This window comes from Saccharothrix saharensis, assembly GCF_006716745.1.
GTDB lineage: Bacteria > Actinomycetota > Actinomycetes > Mycobacteriales > Pseudonocardiaceae > Actinosynnema > Actinosynnema saharense.
Genome location: NZ_VFPP01000001.1, coordinates 8,658,112 through 8,675,306 on the forward strand (window position 1 = coordinate 8,658,112; position 17,195 = coordinate 8,675,306).

A 17,195-nucleotide genomic window follows, 5' to 3' on the forward strand; every position below is an offset into this window, starting at 1 on the left:
GGGTGTGACATGCGGACGATCCCGGCGTTGTTCGCGCGCCAAGTCGCCGCCGTGCCGCGGCGGACCGCCGTGACCGGGTCAGGGCAGCGGCTGTCCTACGCGGAGCTGGACGAGGCGTCCGCCCGCCTGGCCCACGCGCTGGGCGCGCGCGGTGTGCGGCGCGGGCACGTGGTGGCCGTCCACCTGGCGCGGTCGCCGCTGCTCGCCGTGGCGTTGCTGGGCATCCTCCGCGCCGGGGCGTGCTACCTGGCGCTGGACCCGAACGACCCGCCCGAGCGGCGGGCCGCCGTGCTCGCCGACGCGGGGGCGACCGTGGTGCTGACCGAGGACGACGTCCTGGTCGACGGACCGCGCGGTCAGGACGTCGAGGTCGACGCGGACGATCTGGCCTACATCGCCTACACCTCCGGGTCCACCGGCACGCCGAAGGGCGTGTGCGTGCCCCACCGCGCGGTGGCCCGGCTCGTGGACGGGCCGGACTTCGTCACGTTCACCGCGGACGACGTCGTCCTCCAGTACGCCCCGATCGCCTTCGACGCCTCCACGCTGGAGGTGTGGGGCGCCCTGCTCAACGGCGCCCGCCTGGCCGTGGCGCCGCCCGGCGACCTGTCGCCCGCGGAGGTCGCGGACGTCGTGCGCGCCGAGGGCGTCACCGTGGCGTGGCTGACCGCCGGCCTGTTCCACCAGGTCGTCGACACCGCCCCGGCCGATCTCAAGGGCGTGCGGCAGCTCATCGCCGGTGGTGACGTGCTGTCACCGTCCCACGTGGACAAAGCGGTGGCGCTGCTGCCGGACACCGTCCTGGTCAACGGCTACGGCCCCACCGAGAACACCACCTTCACCTGCTGCCACCCCGTCCGCGGGCGGCTCACCACGGCGACCGTGCCGATCGGCAAGCCGATCCGCGGCGGTGCGGTGCACCTGCTCGACGCCGACCTGCGGCCGGTGCCGGACGGCGAGGTCGGCGAGCTGTACGCGGCGGGCGACGGCCTGGCGCGCGGTTACCTGGACCGACCCGCGCTGACCGCCGAGCGGTTCCTGCCCGACCCGGGGACACCCGGCGGGCGCATGTACCGAACCGGGGACCTCGCCCGACGGCTGCCCGACGGCGCGTACGAGTTCGTCGGCCGCGCCGACGCCCAGGTCAAGCTGCGCGGGTTCCGGGTGGAGCCCGGCGAGGTGGAGGCCGCGCTGGCCGCGCACCCGGACGTGGCGGACGCCGCGGTGGTGGCGCAGCCCGACCGGTCGGGCGGCAAGCGGCTGGCCGCCTTCTACACCACCGAGGGCCTGGTCTCCGCCGCCGAGCTGCGGCGCACCCTCGCCGCCGCGCTGCCCCGGTACATGGTGCCCGCCACGTTCAGCCGGCTGCCCGCGCTTCCGCTGACCCCCAACGGCAAGGTGGACCGCGCGGCGCTGGCCGCCACGCCGGTGCGCGCGCGGCCCGACCTCGACACCGACTACCGCCCGCCCGACGGCGAGCTGGAGCAGTGGCTGGCCCGGCTGTGGGCCGACGTGCTGGAGGTCGACGAGGTCGGCGTGGACGACGACTTCTTCGAGCTGGGCGGCCACTCGCTGCTCGCGACGATGATCACCACGGAGATCGCCAACGAGCGCGGCACGTTCGTCCGCGCCCGCACGTTCTACGAGAACCCCACGATCGCCGAACTGGCCGAGCACCTGGACGCGGCGGGGGGACGTCGATGAGGCTGAGCACACCGACCGGCGACGAGGCGGTCGACCTCGACGCGGTGGACCTGTTCGACGCCGCCACCTACTCCGACGGCGACCCGCACGTGGTGTGGCACGCCATGCGCGAGCGCGCTCCCGTGCACCGCCAGGTGCTGCCCGACGGGCGCGGGTTCGTGTCCGTGACGCGGCACGCCGACGTCAGCGCCGTGCTGCGCGACCACACCAGGTTCACCTCCAAGCGCGGCACGCTGCTGTCCATCCTCGGCGGCGTCGACCCGGCGGCGAACAAGATGATGGCCGCCAGCGACCCGCCCGTGCACACCGACATGCGCGAGCCGATGGCCAAGGCGCTGTCGTTCGCCGCGCTGCGCTCCCGCCACCCGTCGGTGCTCGGGGTGGTGCGGCGGATGATCGCACCGCTGGCGGGTGACGAGCCGTGGGACGTGGCGCAGGCGGGTGCGGGGTTCCCGATGGAGTTCACCGGCGCGCTGATGGGCCTGCCCGAGGAGGACTGGCCGGAGCTGGCCCGGCTCACCACGATGGCCGTCGCGCCGGAGGACCCGTCGTTCGGCGCCGAGGCCGGGCACGGTTCGCTGTCCGCCGCCCACCACGAGCTGTTCGAGTACTTCGGCGAGCAGGTCCAGGGCCGCGGCGAGCGCGACGACCTGATCGGGTTCCTCAAGGCGATGGACCTCGGCGGTCGTGGGATGCGCGCCGACGAGCTGGTCTACAACTGCTACAGCCTGCTGCTGGGAGCCAACGTCACCACACCGCACGCCGTGGCCGCGACCGTGCTGGCGTTCACCGAGCACCCCGACGAGTACGCGCGGCTGACCGGCGACCGCGACCGGACGAACCTCGCGGTGGAGGAAGGGCTGCGCTGGTCGTCGCCCGCGAACCACTTCATGCGCCACGCCGTGGGCGACACCGAGCTGAGCGGGCAGCCGATCCGGGCGGGCGAGGCGGTCGTGGCCTGGCTGGGTTCGGCCAACCGCGACGAGCGGGTCTTCGCCGACCCCTACCGGTTCGACGTCGCCCGCACGCCCAACCGCCACGTGGCGTTCGGGTTCGGCCCGCACTACTGCATCGGGGCGCCGCTGGCGCGGATCGCCTTGCGCCTGCTGTTCGGCGAGCTGGTGCGGCTGGTGGAGCGGTTCGAGCTCGCCGGTCCGGTGGCGCACTTGAGGTCCAACTTCGTGGCGGGCATCCGGAGCATGCCGGTGCGCGCCGTCCTGCGGCCCGGCGCCGCGGCCGAGCTGGAGGGAGGTTCCGATGTCGTCCCCGCCCCGTCGAGGTAGGTGGTTGCTGCGGCGGCCCGACCCGGACGCCGCCGCCCGCCTGTTCGTCTTCCCCTACTCCGGGCTGGGCGCGTCGATGTACGCCCGGTGGCCCGCGCGGGTCGGGTCGATGGAGGTCTGCGCGGTGCAGCCGCCGGGCCGGGAGAACCGCATCCGCGAGCCGCACTACGGTGGCTACGCCGACCTCGCCGAGGCCGCCGTGCCGCTGCTGCTGCCGTACCTGGACCGGCCGTTCGCGTTCTTCGGCCACTGCGGCGGCGCGCTCGCCGCGTTCGCCACGGCCGTGCGGCTGCACGAGACGGGAGGACCGGCGCCCACCGTGCTGTTCATGTCCTCGCAGGTGGCCCCGCACGAGGGCCCGTACGGTCGGTTCCTGTCCATGACCGACGCCGAGCTGGGCGTCGAGCTGGCCGGCCTGACCCGCGCGATGGGCGGCGACCCGGACCCGGACATGATCGACCTGGGGCTCGGCGTGCTGCGCGCCGACATCGGCGCGAACCAGCGCTACCGGCTGGACGAGCCGATGACCCTGTCGAGCGCGGTGTGCGCCGTCGGGTGGGCCGACGACGTCGAGATCCGGCCGGACCAGATGGGCGGTTGGCGCGAGTACGCGCCGGACGGCCGGTTCTCCGCGCCCGTGCTGACCGGGGGGCACCACGCGTTCCTGGCCGCGCCCGAGCACCTGGTGGCCGAGCTCGACCAGACGATGACCAAGGCACTCGCCGCACAACCAGGGGGACGAGCGTGGCCGAGTACGTCCTGAGCTGTTACCTGACCCCGCCGGGCGAGCACGCCGTGCTCCGACCCCGGCACGACCAGAACATCAGCCTGTGGCGGCGCACCGCGACCGCCGTCGAGCTGGTCCGCTTGTGGGAGGTGGAGCGGTTCAGCGGCCAGAAGCACCACTACTGGCCGCTGTACACCCCCGAACGAGCCCGGGCCGTGCTGACCGAGCTCCTCGCCTCGGAAGGCCTGACCCTCGCCGACATCCGCACCACCTGGGGCACGCCGGGCCTGCCCGGCGCGCAGGACGTTCCCCTGCCGCCGGGCACCGGGGACTACGCCGTGCACTCGCTGGCCCACCTGTTCAGCGGGCTGCTGATGGACAGCGACGTCTTCGCCGAGGGCACGATCGTGGCGATGGCCGTGGACGCCGCGCCGGACTTCGTGCTGGAGCAGGACACCAAGCCCTACTGGTACGCGGGCGCGGTGTCGCAGCGGGGTCGGATCACCTACGCGCCGGTCGAGTCGCCCGCCCCGCTGTACTCGGCGGCCGAGCAGCTGTTCGGCAAGGAGCCGGGCACGCTGATGGCGCTGGCCTCCGCCTCGACCAACGCGATCGAGTTCGACGTCGACCGCGTGACCTCGCTCGACCTCCGCGGCGGCCGGGTGCACCCGGTGTCCGAGGCCGTCCCGTTGGTCGAGTCGATCGTCGCGGCCGCCCGCGACCAGTTGGCGCGCCAGGAACCCGACCCGGACTTCACCGAGGAGGAGAACCTCCAGAGCGCGGTGATGAAGGTCGTGCAGCGGGCGTGCGAGCTGATCGCCGAGCGCAACGTGCGCCGGCTGCTCGACCTGACCGGGGTCGACGCCTCGACCGCGTACCTGTCGATGAGCGGCGGCTACGCGCTCAACTGCCCGACCAACACCGCGCTGCTCGACCGGTTCGGCTTCCGCGGCCTGCTCGCGCCGCCGTGCGCCAACGACTCCGGCCAGTCCTACGGCCTGGGCCTGCTCGGCTTCCACGCCACCGGCGCGTTCGACACCGCGCGGCACCGGCTGGGCACCGCCTACCACGGCGCGGAGGTCACCGACCTGGACGAGGCGCTGGCCGAGTTCGCGCCGTGGGTCGAGGACGTCAGCGACTTCTCGCCCGACCGGTTCGTGCTCGACGTGGCGAAGGCGCCGCTGGCGTGGGTGGACGGCGCGGCCGAGATCGGGCCGCGCGCCCTGTGCCACCGCAGCCTGCTCGGTGACCCGCGGTCGGCGAAGACCAAGCAACTGCTCAACGAGCACAAGCAGCGCCAGTGGTGGCGGCCCGTCGCACCGGTCGTGCTGGCCGAGCACGCGGGGGAGTGGTTCGCCTCCGACCGCCCGTCGCCGTTCATGCTCGAAGCGGTCGCCGTGCGGCCGGAGGTGCGCGACCGGGTCCCCGCGATCCTGCACCTCGACGGCTCGGCCCGGCACCAGACCGTGACCGCCGCCGACAACCCGCTGCTGCACCGGGCGCTGCGCGCGTTCCACGACGCGACCGGCGTGCCCGTGCTGTGCAACACCTCCCTCAACGACCGCGGCGAGCCGATCGTCGACACCGCCGCCGAGGCGCTGACGTTCTGCCTGCGCAAGGGCATCGCCGTGGCGTACGTCCTGGGCAAGCGGATCGCGCTGCGCGTCGACGCCGCGGCGGCGTCCCTGCCACCGCGCACCCGCCGGGAGCGGCTGTTCGCCGGGCAGGAATCCGATCGCGACGCCGCGTGGCACAAGTGGGTGGCCGCCGGCTACACCGAAGCCGCGATGTACCTGATGACGCAGATGCCCCAATTGCGGGCCGAACCCGAACCGGATGGCGCCGAGGACCTGAATGGGTTGGCCGACTATGTTGGCTCGGTCGATCCGGCGTTCGAATTCTGGGTCGACGAGTTCCGACGCGACCAGGGACCGGGCACCCGGTTTCCCTCCGGAAGGCACAAGTGATGAATGGCCAGCCAGGCAGCTTGTTCCGGCAGGCGAATTTCCGCAACCTGTGGTTCGGACAGACGCTGTCGTTGTTCGCGGCGGAGATCACCGCCGGTGTGATCCCGCTGCTCGCCGCGCTCACCCTGAACGCGAGCGTGCTGGAGATGGGCGTGCTGTCGGCGGTGTCGTTCCTGCCCTACCTCGTGGTGAGCCTGTTCGCGGGCGTGTGGCTGGACCGGTTGCCCAAGCGCCCGGTGATCGTGGCGGCGGACCTCGGGCGGGGGATCCTGCTGCTCCTCGTGCCGCTGGCCGCCGTGCTCGACCTGCTCAGCATGCCGTTCCTGCTGGTCATCGCGGTGCTGATCGGCGTGGGCACGGTGATCGCCGACATCGGCAGCGCCTCGTTCCTGCCCAGCGTGGTCAGCAGACGGGACCTGGTCGACGGCAACGGCAAGCTGGAGATCAGCAACAACGCCTCCCGCATGGCGGGCGAGGCGGTGGGCGGCGCGCTGGTGCAGGTGCTCACCGCGCCGTTCGCGCTGCTGTTCAACACCGTGGCCTACGCGCTGTCGGCGGTGTTCACGCAGCGCATCAAGGTCGATCCGCACGCCGAGCCCGAGGACGAGGAGGAGCAGCCCGACGCCCGCAAGCCGGACTTCTGGCGGGAGGTGGGTGAGGGCCTGCGGTTCGTCTTCGGGAACCCGATCGTGCGCACGCTCGCCATCACCGCGCTGCTGTTCAACCTGTTCACGTTCTTCATCGAGCCGGTGTTCCTGATCTTCATCACCCGCACGCTCGCGCTGGAACCGATCTACATCGGCCTCATCCTGTCCTCGTCCGGCGTGGGCGGCGTGGTGGGCGCCGTGATCTCCGGCTGGGTGTCGCGGAAGCTGCCGCTGGGCACGCTGCTGGTGGTCACGCAGTGGCTGGCGGGCGGCGCGTCCCTGCTGGTGCCCGTGGCCACGCTGGTGCCCAAGCCCGCGGCGGTGGTGCTGATCATCGTCATGCACTTCGTCGACGCGGTGATGGTCATCGTCTACAACGTCAACCAGCGCAGTTACCGGTCCGCGGTCACACCCGACGCCCTGCAGGGCCGGATGAACGCCTCGATCCGGATGATCGTGATGGGTGTCTGCCCGCTCGGCGCGCTGCTCGGCGGCGTGGTCGGCAACGTGCTCAGCGCCACCACCGCGCTCATCATCGGCTCGATCGGCATCCTCAGCTCCGGCGTCTACATCGCCTGCACCCGCATCCGCTCGGTCAAGGAGATCCCGACCGAGCAGCCCGCCGCCTGACCTGGCGACGGCGAAGAGGGCCACCCGGACCGGGTGACCCTCTTCGCCGTCGCCCCTCAGAGCATCGCGGCGAGTGCGGCGGACACCGCCTCGCGGTCGACCTTCCCGCTCGGGGTGCGCGGCAGCGCGGGCAGCACGGCGATCGACTGCGGCACGGCGTGCTCGGGCAGCACCCCCTCCAGGGTCTTGAGCAGGCCCGGCACGTCCAGCTCGGCGCCCGCCTTCGCGGTGACCGCGGCGCGCAGGCTCCGCGCGCCCTCGCCCGCCTCCACCACGACGCACACCGCCGCGGCGACCCCCGGCTGCTCCAGCAGCCAGGCGTCCACCTCCAGCGGGTTCACCCGGTAGCCGCGGATCTTCACGTCGTGGTCGATGCGGCTGAGGAACCACGCCACCCCGTCCGCGAACCGCACCAGGTCGCCGGTGCGGAACGCCCGCGTGTGGCCGTGCGGGGTCCGCGGCACCTCCACGTAGCGGCGCGCGTTCAGCTCGGGCTGGTTCAGGTAGCCCGACGACACCGGAAGACCCGCCACCAGCAGCTCGCCCACGTCCGGCACGTCCGGGTCGGTCGGGTCGAGCAGCAGCTCGCAGCCCGGCAGCGGCACGCCGATCGGCGGCAGCGCGGGCCACGACGAGGGCGGCCCGGTGAGCACGTGCGAGCTGACCATCGCCGACTCGCTCTGCCCGTAGTGGTTGGTCAGCCGGCAGCCCGGCAGCCGCTCGAACAGCTCGCGGATCGGGGGCGTGCACACCAGCTGCTCGCCCGCCGTGTTGACCTCGACCAGCGACAGGTGGTCCAGGGAGTCCTCGGCGGACGCCGCCACGGCCAGCATGGTCAGCGCCACGTTGGGCAGGAACAGCCGCTCGACCCGGTGCTCGACGAGCCAGTCCAGCAGCTCGAACGGGTCCTGCCGCAGCTCCTCGGGCACGATCACCAGCGTGCCGCCGCCGCACAGCGTGCCCAGCACCTCCTGGAACGACACGTCGAAGTTCAGCGGCGCGAACTGGGCGGTGCGCAGGTCCGGCCGCGGCGAGTGGGTGCGCTGCCACTCGGCCATGCCGTCCAGGCAGCTGTGCGGGATGGCGACACCCTTCGGCCAGCCCGTCGACCCGGACGTGTAGATCACGTACACCGGCAGGTCGGGCGAGCACGCCACCACGTCGTAGGACGCGCCGGGCCCGGGCGGCGGCACGGCCACCGGCACGGCGGGCGAGTCGAACGCGGGCCGCGCGCCGGCGTGCAGCAGCAGCGACGCGCCGCTGTCGGCCAGCATGTGGGTCAACCTGCGCTCCGGGTACTCCGCGTCCAGCGGCACGTAGGTGGCGCCGATCGCGGCCACCGCCAGGAACGCGGTCACGACCTCGGCGCTGCGCGCGCCCGCCACCGCGACCCGGTCACCGGGCCGCGCGCCCCGCTCGTGCAGCAGGGCGACGACCTCGCCGACCCACCCGTGCAGCCGGGCGTAGGTGAACGAGCGGTCGCCGTCGACCACCGCGACCCGCTCCGGGTGCTCGCGGGCCGCCCGGACCAGTGAGTCGAGCAGGCACGGCGGTCGCGCCGGGCCGCCCCACAGGGTCGTGGTCGCAGCGGTCATGTGCCCTCCACTTCGTCACGCCCCAGCCCGTGCAGGCGCATGATCCGGCACAGCTCCAGCGCCGTGCCGCGGCCGGCCTCGCCCAGGCTCGCCATGATCCGGGCCTGCACCTCGGGGGGTTTCTCCTGGCTGAGCTTGAACATCGAGTCCACCGACTCGACGTGGAACCGGAACGCGCCGACGTCCCCGACGATCCGGCCGAAGTACTCGTGCGACGACTCGGCCGCCCACCCGTCGCCGAACGCGGCCTCGAACACCTCCGCCGTCTGCTTCACCACGTCCAACGACTCCTCCCGGCTGTCCAGCGGCTCCACCCGGCCGTGCAGGTGCACGGAGACGAAGTCCCAGGTCGGGGCGGCCGGCGAGGTGAGGTAGGTGGCCGGCGTGATGTAGGAGTTCGGCCCGGTGAAGATCAGCACCGCGGCCGGGCGGTCGGCCAGCGCGCGCCAGTGCTCGTTCGCCCGGTTGAGGTGGCCCCACAGCGTGGCGCCGACCAGGTCACCGTCCTCGGGCGCGCCGGGCGGCCGGACGACGGGCAGGTGGGTGGCCAACGGGGTGCGCGGCCCGTTCGTGACCAGCGTGGCCAGCGGGTAGTCGCGCACGATCGCGCGCGGCCACTCGTCGTGGGTGGCGCGGTACATCGGAGGCACGTACATGGCGACCCCTCACCGTCCCTGGTCGACGATCGAGCGGACGATCTCCCCGGCCCGCACGGCCGTGGTCGACAGCAGGCCCGCGGACAGCCCGTGCGACGGCTCGGCCACCGCGCCCTGCAGGTAGATGCCGCAGTGCACGGAGTCCGAGGTCACCACCCGGTAGTCCCGGTCCAGGACCGGCCGGCCCGCCTCGTCGAGCTTGGCCAGGCCGCGCAGCATCGGCGTCGGGTCCGCGGGCCGGTAGCCCGTCGCGCACACCACGGCGTCCACGTCGAGCGCGGACACGGCGCCGGTGGGCAGGTGCTCGACCCGCAGCGTCACCCCCTCCTCGGTCTCGACCAGGTCGTGCAACCGCGACGCGTTGACGATCCGCAACCGCGACGTGCCCAGCACCTGCTCCCGGTAGCGTGTCCGGTACAGCTGCGCGGACAGGTCGGCGTCCACCACCGAGTAGTTCGTGTTCGCGTGGTAGGCCAGCAGCCGGGCGCGGGCGTTGGGCGGCGCGTCGAAGAACAGGTCGACCGCTTCGGGGTCGAACACGGCGTTGGCGAACGGGCTGTCGTCGGCCACGCTGTAGCCGTACCGGGAGAACACCGCGAGCACCTCCGCGCCGGGCAGCGCGCGGTGCAGGTAGTCGGTGACCTCGGCGGCGCTCTGGCCCGCCCCGATCACGGCCACCTGGCGGGGCTCGCGGGCCGCCAGGTCGTCCACCCGGTGCAGCAGCTCGCTGCTGTGCCAGACGCGGGCCGAGCCGCGCACGCCGGGCGGCAGCACCGGCACCAGGCCGGTGGCGATCACCACGTTGCGGGCGCGGTGGGTCGTGACCAGCCCGTCGTAGCGCACCAGCACGTCCAGGTGCTCGACCGCACCGTCCTCGGCGACCGGTTCGATGCCCACCACCTCGCTGCCGTAGGCGACGGCGTCGGCGAAGTGCCCGGCCACCCACTCCAGGTAGTCGTGGAACTCGACCCGCAGCGGGTAGAGCGTCTTGCTGTTGATGAACCCCGGCAGCCTGCCCTTGGCGTGGAGGTAGGCCACGAAGCTGTGCCTGCTCGCCGGGTTGCGCATGGACACCAGGTCCTTGAGGAAGGACACCTGCATCGTCGCCCCGTCGAGCAGCATCCCCCGGTGCCAGCCGAACCGCGGCTGGCGCTCGAAGAAGCCGGCCGTCAGCGTGCCGACCTCCTCCAGCGCCACCGCGAGCGCCAGGTTCGACGGTCCGAACCCGACGCCGACGACGTCGGCAGCCGTGGTGATCCCGCGCGGTACCGCAGCCAAATCGCTCCGCCTCCCCAGTGGCGCGTCAGATTGAGTCGAGCAGCTCCTCGGTCAGGAGGTCCTCCATCGGCATGATCCCGGCGACGACGGCGAAGTAACCCGAGGTCAGCGCGGGGTCCGCGGCGATCGCGCGCAGCATCGCCAGGCGCGCGTCGGTGACCTCCAGGCGCGCGAGCCGCAAGGTGCCGTGGTAGCTCTCGACCAGCTCGTCGTCGCGCCGTGCGGCCCAGGCGCGCAGCCCGGCGGCCCTCGCACCGGGGTCGCGCAGGCCGTCGCCGAGCGCGTCGGCCAGCAGTTCCGCCTGCAGGAAGGCGTTCGAGATGCCCTGCGCCGTGATCGTGTCCCGGTGGTGCCCCGCGTCGCCCACCAGCGCCCACCCGCGACCCGCCGCCCGGCGGAAGAAGTTGCGCTGGTCGCCCGTGCCGACCAGCCTGCCGACCTGCTCGCCGCCCGCCAGCTGCTCGAACACCTCGCCCGCCGTGGTGGCCAGGGCGTCCAGGTGCGCGGCGCGCGGGTCGGCGCGGACCTCGTCGAACCGGTCCTGCGTGAAGTACGTGGCGAGGACGGTGGCGCCGTCGTGCGTGGGAATGGTGGCGACCCAGTGCCCGGTGCGCTCGTGGAACCCGAACCCGGTGTCGAGCCCGGTCCACAGCGAGTAGTACACGCAGCTCAGGCGCGGGTCTTCGACCTCGGTGGGCGCCGCGACCAGCTCGGCGACCCGCGAGCGCATCCCGTCGGCGCCGACGACCAGGTGCGCCGGCGCGGCGACCTCGGCGCCCGAGGGCGCGCGGAACCGCACGCCCGTCACCGCGTCGCCGTCGCTGAGCAGCTCCCGCACCGACGAGCCGTCGGAGAACTCCGCACCCGCCGCCACGGCCGCGTCGACCAGCGCCTGGTCCAGCACGTGACGGCGGGGCCCGTAGGCCGAGTCGACGCCCTCGAACCAAGGCGTGCGGCCGTGCAGTCGCACGTCGCCGACCGTGTAGGTGACCGTGTCCAACCGCGGCGCGCCCGAGGAGGTGATCGCGTCCAGCACGCCCCAACGGGCCAGCCTGGCCACGCCGGGCTGCTGGATGTAGAGCGTGGACATCGTGTCGGAGGGGAACCTGGCGCGGTCCAGCAGCAGGACCCGGTAGCCGCGGCGCGCGAGCAGCAGGGCGGTGGCCGCGCCCGCGACCCGGGCGCCCACCACCACGGCGTCGTACATGCCCGCCCCCCTCGACCGCCGACCGGCCTATCCGGCACGGTGGTGACAAATGTGAATAAAGCGATCGGTAAACAGGTCCGGCTAAGTGCTCGGAATATCGCTTATCCCATCGCAACGTAACTCATCACCGGACGGAGCGCAACGGGCCGGAAAAGCCTGTGCTGGCTTGGGAAAACGCCCGGAGTTCACTCCCTTGACAACCCCTGGGGTGACTGCTGTAGTGGCCAGGGGAAGCGGCAAGCGCTGGGGGTGGAGATGCCGCGAAGTTCGTCGCAGTAGTCGGGTGGATTAGGCCGACCGGGTGTTCCACGACCTGTTCGGACCTGTACGTAAATGCGGGTGGTGGCGCACCGGAATTGTCCTCGCGCCCCGGTCGAGTTGCACCGCACGATGACGCCGTGCCCCGGTCCGGGGCGGGCGCGTCCGCGCATGCCCGTGAACGGATGGGACTGACGATGGCTGACAGTGTCGCGCAAGCCAGGCGGGAGCTCCTGCGCCGGATGCTCTCCTCCGGGGCGCACCCTTCCGGGACGCCCTCCTCCGGGGGACGCGCGCCGGCCGAGCCGGTGCGGACTACCGAACGGCCCGGCCGCGTCCCGACGTCGGCCGCGCAGAACCGGCTGTGGTTCCTCGACCAGCTCAACGGACCGAACGCGGCCTACAACGTGCCGTTCGCGCTCCGGCTGCGCGGAGCCCTCGACGAGGACGCGCTCTGGGGCGCGCTGGACGACCTGGTGGCGCGGCACGAGGTGCTGCGGACGACCTTCGAGGTTGTGGACGACGAGGTCTACCAGGTGATCGGCGACCCGTGGGTGCTGCCGCGCGACGTGGTGGACCTGCGCGCGCTGTCCACCGCCGAGCGCGACCCGGCGGTCGACGAGGCCGTCCGGTCCGCCGCCGCCCGACCGTTCCGCCTGGACGGCGAGCCGCTGATGCGGGCGTCGCTGCTGCGCGTGGACGACCACGAGCACCACCTCGTGCTGAACCTGCACCACATCGTCACCGACGGCTGGTCCGAGGGCGTCCTGTTCCGCGAGTTCGGGCAGCTGTACTCGGCGCGCACGCGCAACGCGCCCGCGGACCTGCCGCCGGCCGCCCAGTACGCGGACTACGCGGTGTGGGAGGCCGGGCAGGCGGGCGGTCCGCTCTTCGAGGCGCAGCTCGAGCACTGGCGCGAGCGCCTGTCCGGCCACCTGGGCGAGGCGAGCATCCCGGCCGACCGGCCACGCCCGGACGGGTCGAGCACGCACGGCGACAACGTGCCCGTGCCGGCGCCCGCGGACCTGCGCGCCCGGTTGGGCGGCACGTCCCTGTTCACCGGCGTGACCACGGCGCTCGCGGTGCTGCTGCACCGGTACGGCGACCAGGACCGGGTGATCATCGGCGTGCCGGTGGTCAACCGCACCCGCGCGGACTGGGAGAGCGCCGTCGGGTTCTTCGCCAACACCGTGGCGCTTCGCGTGGACCTGTCCGACAACCCGACGCTGGCGCAGGTCGCCGAGCGGGTCACCGCGGAGATCCTGGACGCCCTCACCCACCAGCACGTGCCGTTCGACCGGGTCGTGGACGCGCTGGACGCCCAGCGCGGCGCGGGCATGAACCCGGTGTTCCAGGTGATGTGCTCGGTCAACGCCACCACCCCGCCGCCGGAGATGGCCGGGTTGGACGTGCGGCTGCGGGCGATGGACAACGACACCGCGAAGTTCGACCTCGAACTGGCCGTGGAGTACGACGACCACGGCGTCGAGTGCCGCTTCGAGTACGCCACCGACCTGTTCGACCGGCCGACGGTCGAAGCGATGTCCGCGCGCTACCTCCTCGTCCTGGAGGCCCTGCTGACCGCGCCGGGGACCCGGGTGGGCGACCTCGCGCTGGCCGACGAGGCGGAGGCGACCGTCGTGCTGGACGGCGCGGCGGCCGTGCTGCGTGACCGCTACGGCGCACCGGTTCCGGTCGGTGTGCCCGGTCGCGTGTGGACGGACGGCCGCGCGGACGGCCGCGTGGCACGCGTCCGCCGGGACGGCGTCGTCGAGGAAGTGCGATCCGATGTGGACGGTTCGGCCCGCCCGGAGGAGTTCCTCGAGCCGGAGACGCCCGTCGAGCGCGAGCTGGCCGCCATGTGGGCCGAGGTGCTCGGCCGCGGGCGAGTGGGCCGGGACGAGGACTTCTTCCGCGGTGCGGGCGGCGACTCCATGCTGGCGACCAAGGTCGTGGTGCGGGTGCGGCGCAAGTGGGGCGTGCGGATCACGGTGCGGCAGATGCTCCGGTTCCCCGTGCTGAAGGACCTGGCCGCGCACCTCGCCACACTGGTGACCGAGGCCTCGCCGGACGACGCACCGGTGATCCACGCCGCCCCCGCGGCGGAGGACGTGCCGCTGTCGTTCGCCCAGCAGCGCCTGTGGTTCATCGACCAGCTCGAACCCGACAGCGCCGCCTACAACATCGCCGAGCTGCTGGAACTCACCGGCCCGCTGCGGGTCGACGCCCTGGAACGCGCGCTCAACTCCGTCGTGGCGCGGCACGAGGCGCTGCGCACGTCGGTGGCCGTCGTCGACGGCGTGCCGATGCAGCGGATCGCGCCCGAGCTGGAGCTGACCGTCGCCGTGGTGGCGGGGCGGTCGCCCGGGGAAGCGCTGGCCGAGGCGTGGCGCGAGGCGGACCGGCCGTTCGACCTGGCCTCCGGGCCGCTGCTGCGCGCCGCGGTGTACCCGACCGGTCCCGACCGGCACCTGCTCGCGTTCACCTGGCACCACCTGGTGTTCGACGGCTGGTCGCAGGACCTGTTCTTCCGCGAGCTGACCGCCTTCTACGCCCGCGAGACCGGCCACGACGCGGACGTGCCGCCACCACCGGTGATCCAGTACGCCGACTACACGCGGTGGCAGCGCGCGTCCCTGCGCGACGCCGAACTGGCGCGGTTGCAGGACTTCTGGTCCACCGCCCTGGCAGGCGCGCCCGCGCTGCTGGAGCTGCCGACCGACCGACCCCGCCCCGCGGTGCGCGGCACCACCGGCGACAGCCGGTTCCACGACCTGCCCGCCGACCTGGTCGACGGGCTGCGGGCGGTCGCGGACCGGCACGGTGTCACGCTGTACCTGGTGCTGTTCGCCGCGTTCAACGCGCTGCTGGCCCGCCACACCGGGCAGACCGACATCGTGGTCGGCGGCACCACGGCCAACCGCGCCACCGAGGAGACCGAGGGCGTCGTCGGCCTGTTCGTCAACACCCTCGCGCTGCGCACGGACGTGTCGGGCAACCCGGCGTTCGGCGAGCTGGCGGCCCGTGCCCGCGACACCGTCACGGCCGCCTACGCCCACCAGGACCTGCCGTTCGAGCAGGTGGTGGAGCTGCTGAGGGTGGAGCGGTCGTCCAGCCGCACGCCGCTGTTCCAGGTGCTGTTCGACTACCAGGAGGGCCGCTGGTCGTCGCTGGAGCTGGACGGGCTGACCGTCCGGAGGGTGCGCGGCGAGGACAACGCCGCCATGTTCGACCTGACGTTGATCGTCGTGGTGGACGACGACGGGCTGCACTGCGACCTCCAGTACGCCGCCGACCTGTTCGACGGGGCCACCGCGGTGCGGCTGCTGGACCGGTGGGAGACGGTGCTGCGCGCCGTCGTGCGCGACCCGGACGCCCGCGTGCACGACCTGGACGTGCTGCCGGACGCCGAGCGCGAGCTGGTGCTGCGGCGGTTCGGCGCGCCACGACCGGCCGTCGGCAGCCGGCACCCGGTGCCCGCCCGGATCGCGGCACAGGCCGCGCGACGACCCGGGGCGACCGCCCTGGTGCACGGCGACCGGCGCACCTCGTACGCCGACCTGGACGACCTCTCGGCCCGGCTCGCCGCGCACCTGGTGGCACTGGGTGTCCGTCGCGGCGACCGCGTGGTGGTGTGCGCGCCGCGCGGGATCGAGTACGTGATCGGCTCACTGGCCGCGATGCGCGCCGGCGCGGCGTACGCACCCGTGGACGCCGCCTTCCCCGCGGGCCGCGTCGCGCAGGTGCTCGCGACGGCCGGCGCGGCGGCGGTGCTGGTCACGGGGGAGACCCGACACCTCGTCGAGGGCTTCGCGGGCCCCGTCGTGGCGGTGGACGAACCGCGCGACGCCGCGCCCGCCCCCGCCGGGCCGATCGGTCCCGACGACGCGGCCTACGTCATCCACACCTCCGGCTCGACCGGGCAGCCGAAGGGCGTGCTGCTCGACCACGGCGGACTGGCCCTGCGCGTCGACTGGTACAACGCCGACTGCGCGACGACCGAGCGCGACCGGATGGCGCAGGTCGCGGGCACCGGGTTCGACGTGTCCGTGCTGGAGATCTGGTCGGCCCTGGCCGCGGGCGCCGAGCTGCACCTGGCCGACCCCGACACCACCGCCTCCGGCGAGCACGTCGTGCGCTGGCTGACCGAGCACCGCATCACGATCGGGTTCCTGCCCACGCCGCTGTGCGAACTCGCGCTCGACGGGCCGTGGCCCGCGGACAGCCCGCTGCGGGTGCTGACCACCGGCGGTGACGCACTGCGCAAGCGACCCCCCGCCGACGCGCCGTTCACGCTGCTCAACTTGTACGGCCCGGCCGAGGCCACGGTCGTCACCACGAGCTGCGACGTGCCGCCGACCGGATCGCGGGTGCCGCCCATCGGCATCCCGGTGCCCGGCACCCGCGTCCACGTGCTCGACCACCACCTGCGCCCGGTGGGCGTGGGCGTGCCCGGTGACCTGCACGTCGGCGGGCCGGGCGTGGCCCTGGGCTACGTGGGCAGGCCCGACCTGACCGCGGACCGGTTCGTGCCGGACCCGTTCGGCTCCGGCGAGCGCCTCTACCGCACCGGCGACCTCGTCCGCTGGCTGCCCGACGGCACGCTGGACTACCTCGGCCGCATCGACACCCAGGTCCAGGTACGCGGGTTCCGCGTCGAGCTCGGCGAGGTGGAGGCCGTCCTGCTCTCGCACCCCGACGTCACCGACGCCGTGGTGGTGGCCCGCGACGTGCCGGGCGTCGGCCTGCACCTCGTCGCCTACGTCGTCGGCGACGCGGACCCCGAAGACCTGCGCGCACACCTGCGCGAACGGTTGCCGGACTACATGGTGCCCGCGACGGTGCACCCGCTGCCCGCGCTGCCGCTCAACCGCAGCGGCAAGGTCGACCGGGCCGCGCTGCCCGAACCGGACCGCGCGGGCGGCGAGGAGCACGTCGCGCCGCGCACGGACGTGGAGAAGGCGGTCGCGGCGATCTGGTGCGAACTGCTGCGCGTGGACCGCGTCGGCCTGCACGCGAACTTCTTCGCGCTGGGCGGGCACTCGCTGCTCGCGACCCAGGTCGTCACCCGCCTCCGCACGCGGTTGCACTGCGACCTGCCGGTCCGCCAGCTCTTCGAGACACCGACCGTGGCGGAACTGGCCGCGGTCCTCACGACGGCCCAGACCTCCGGACCGGTCGAACCCGCGGTCGTGAAGAGGGAACGCCGCCTTCAGCAGCTTCCAGCCACCTCCTGAGCAACG

The 17,195-nt window shown here is 73.4% G+C and carries 10 protein-coding genes; 6 read left to right on the forward strand and 4 right to left on the reverse strand.

Features of this window, described 5'->3' with window-relative positions; all coding sequences use genetic code 11:
- Positions 1-9: 9 nt before the first annotated feature.
- The 5 genes from FHX81_RS39105 to FHX81_RS39125 are packed head-to-tail and all read left to right on the forward strand — an operon-like array spanning position 10 to position 6,958.
- Complete coding sequence (locus FHX81_RS39105) at positions 10-1,704, forward strand: non-ribosomal peptide synthetase (protein ID WP_141983466.1); 1,695 nt, start codon at positions 10-12, stop codon at positions 1,702-1,704.
- A complete protein-coding gene (locus tag FHX81_RS39110; protein ID WP_141983467.1) occupies positions 1,701-2,987 on the forward strand; it encodes a cytochrome P450 in 1,287 nt (428 codons plus the stop codon). The genes FHX81_RS39105 and FHX81_RS39110 overlap by 4 nt, the downstream gene beginning before the upstream one ends.
- On the forward strand, positions 2,962-3,750 hold the full coding sequence (locus FHX81_RS39115) for a thioesterase II family protein (protein ID WP_141983468.1): 789 nt from the start codon (positions 2,962-2,964) through the stop codon (positions 3,748-3,750). The genes FHX81_RS39110 and FHX81_RS39115 overlap by 26 nt, the downstream gene beginning before the upstream one ends.
- On the forward strand, positions 3,732-5,681 hold the full coding sequence (locus tag FHX81_RS39120) for a carbamoyltransferase C-terminal domain-containing protein (protein WP_141983469.1): 1,950 nt from the start codon (positions 3,732-3,734) through the stop codon (positions 5,679-5,681). Before FHX81_RS39115 ends, FHX81_RS39120 begins: the two co-directional genes overlap by 19 nt.
- Positions 5,681-6,958, forward strand: coding sequence for an MFS transporter (locus tag FHX81_RS39125; protein ID WP_141983470.1), 1,278 nt, complete (start codon positions 5,681-5,683; stop codon positions 6,956-6,958). Before FHX81_RS39120 ends, FHX81_RS39125 begins: the two co-directional genes overlap by 1 nt.
- Before the next feature lie 56 nt (positions 6,959-7,014).
- On the opposite strand, the gene FHX81_RS39130 is transcribed toward FHX81_RS39125, so the two are convergent.
- From FHX81_RS39130 to FHX81_RS39145, 4 genes are read right to left on the reverse strand one after another with little or no spacing between them, the layout of a single operon-like run.
- Positions 7,015-8,553: an AMP-binding protein gene (locus FHX81_RS39130; protein ID WP_141983471.1), complete on the reverse strand. Its 1,539-nt coding sequence runs from the start codon at positions 8,551-8,553 to the stop codon at positions 7,015-7,017.
- A complete protein-coding gene (locus FHX81_RS39135; protein WP_211363703.1) occupies positions 8,550-9,209 on the reverse strand; it encodes an FMN-binding negative transcriptional regulator in 660 nt (219 codons plus the stop codon). Before FHX81_RS39135 ends, FHX81_RS39130 begins: the two co-directional genes overlap by 4 nt.
- Positions 9,210-9,218: 9 nt before the next feature.
- Positions 9,219-10,487, reverse strand: coding sequence for a lysine N(6)-hydroxylase/L-ornithine N(5)-oxygenase family protein (locus tag FHX81_RS39140; RefSeq protein WP_141983472.1), 1,269 nt, complete (start codon positions 10,485-10,487; stop codon positions 9,219-9,221).
- 25 nt (positions 10,488-10,512) lie between these two features.
- Positions 10,513-11,694 (reverse strand): NAD(P)/FAD-dependent oxidoreductase, encoded by a 1,182-nt coding sequence (locus tag FHX81_RS39145; protein ID WP_141983473.1) that lies wholly within the window; start codon positions 11,692-11,694, stop codon positions 10,513-10,515.
- Between the two features lie 455 nt (positions 11,695-12,149).
- Here FHX81_RS39145 and FHX81_RS39150 point away from each other — a divergent pair, with 455 nt between their 5' ends.
- The gene (locus FHX81_RS39150) at positions 12,150-17,189 is read left to right on the forward strand and encodes a non-ribosomal peptide synthetase (RefSeq protein ID WP_170232355.1); all 5,040 of its coding nucleotides are present in this window, start codon (positions 12,150-12,152) and stop codon (positions 17,187-17,189) included.
- The last annotated feature ends 6 nt before the right edge of the window (positions 17,190-17,195 follow it).

Coding starts and splice junctions, on each gene's coding strand:
- FHX81_RS39105 (WP_141983466.1), top strand. CDS start 10: ATGCGGACGATCCCGGCGTTGTTCGCGCGCCAAGTCGCCGCCGTGCCG.
- FHX81_RS39110 (WP_141983467.1), top strand. CDS start 1,701: ATGAGGCTGAGCACACCGACCGGCGACGAGGCGGTCGACCTCGACGCG.
- FHX81_RS39115 (WP_141983468.1), top strand. CDS start 2,962: ATGTCGTCCCCGCCCCGTCGAGGTAGGTGGTTGCTGCGGCGGCCCGAC.
- FHX81_RS39125 (WP_141983470.1), top strand. CDS start 5,681: ATGAATGGCCAGCCAGGCAGCTTGTTCCGGCAGGCGAATTTCCGCAAC.
- FHX81_RS39130 (WP_141983471.1), bottom strand. CDS start 8,553: ATGACCGCTGCGACCACGACCCTGTGGGGCGGCCCGGCGCGACCGCCG.
- FHX81_RS39135 (WP_211363703.1), bottom strand. CDS start 9,209: ATGTACGTGCCTCCGATGTACCGCGCCACCCACGACGAGTGGCCGCGC.
- FHX81_RS39145 (WP_141983473.1), bottom strand. CDS start 11,694: ATGTACGACGCCGTGGTGGTGGGCGCCCGGGTCGCGGGCGCGGCCACC.
- FHX81_RS39150 (WP_170232355.1), top strand. CDS start 12,150: ATGGCTGACAGTGTCGCGCAAGCCAGGCGGGAGCTCCTGCGCCGGATG.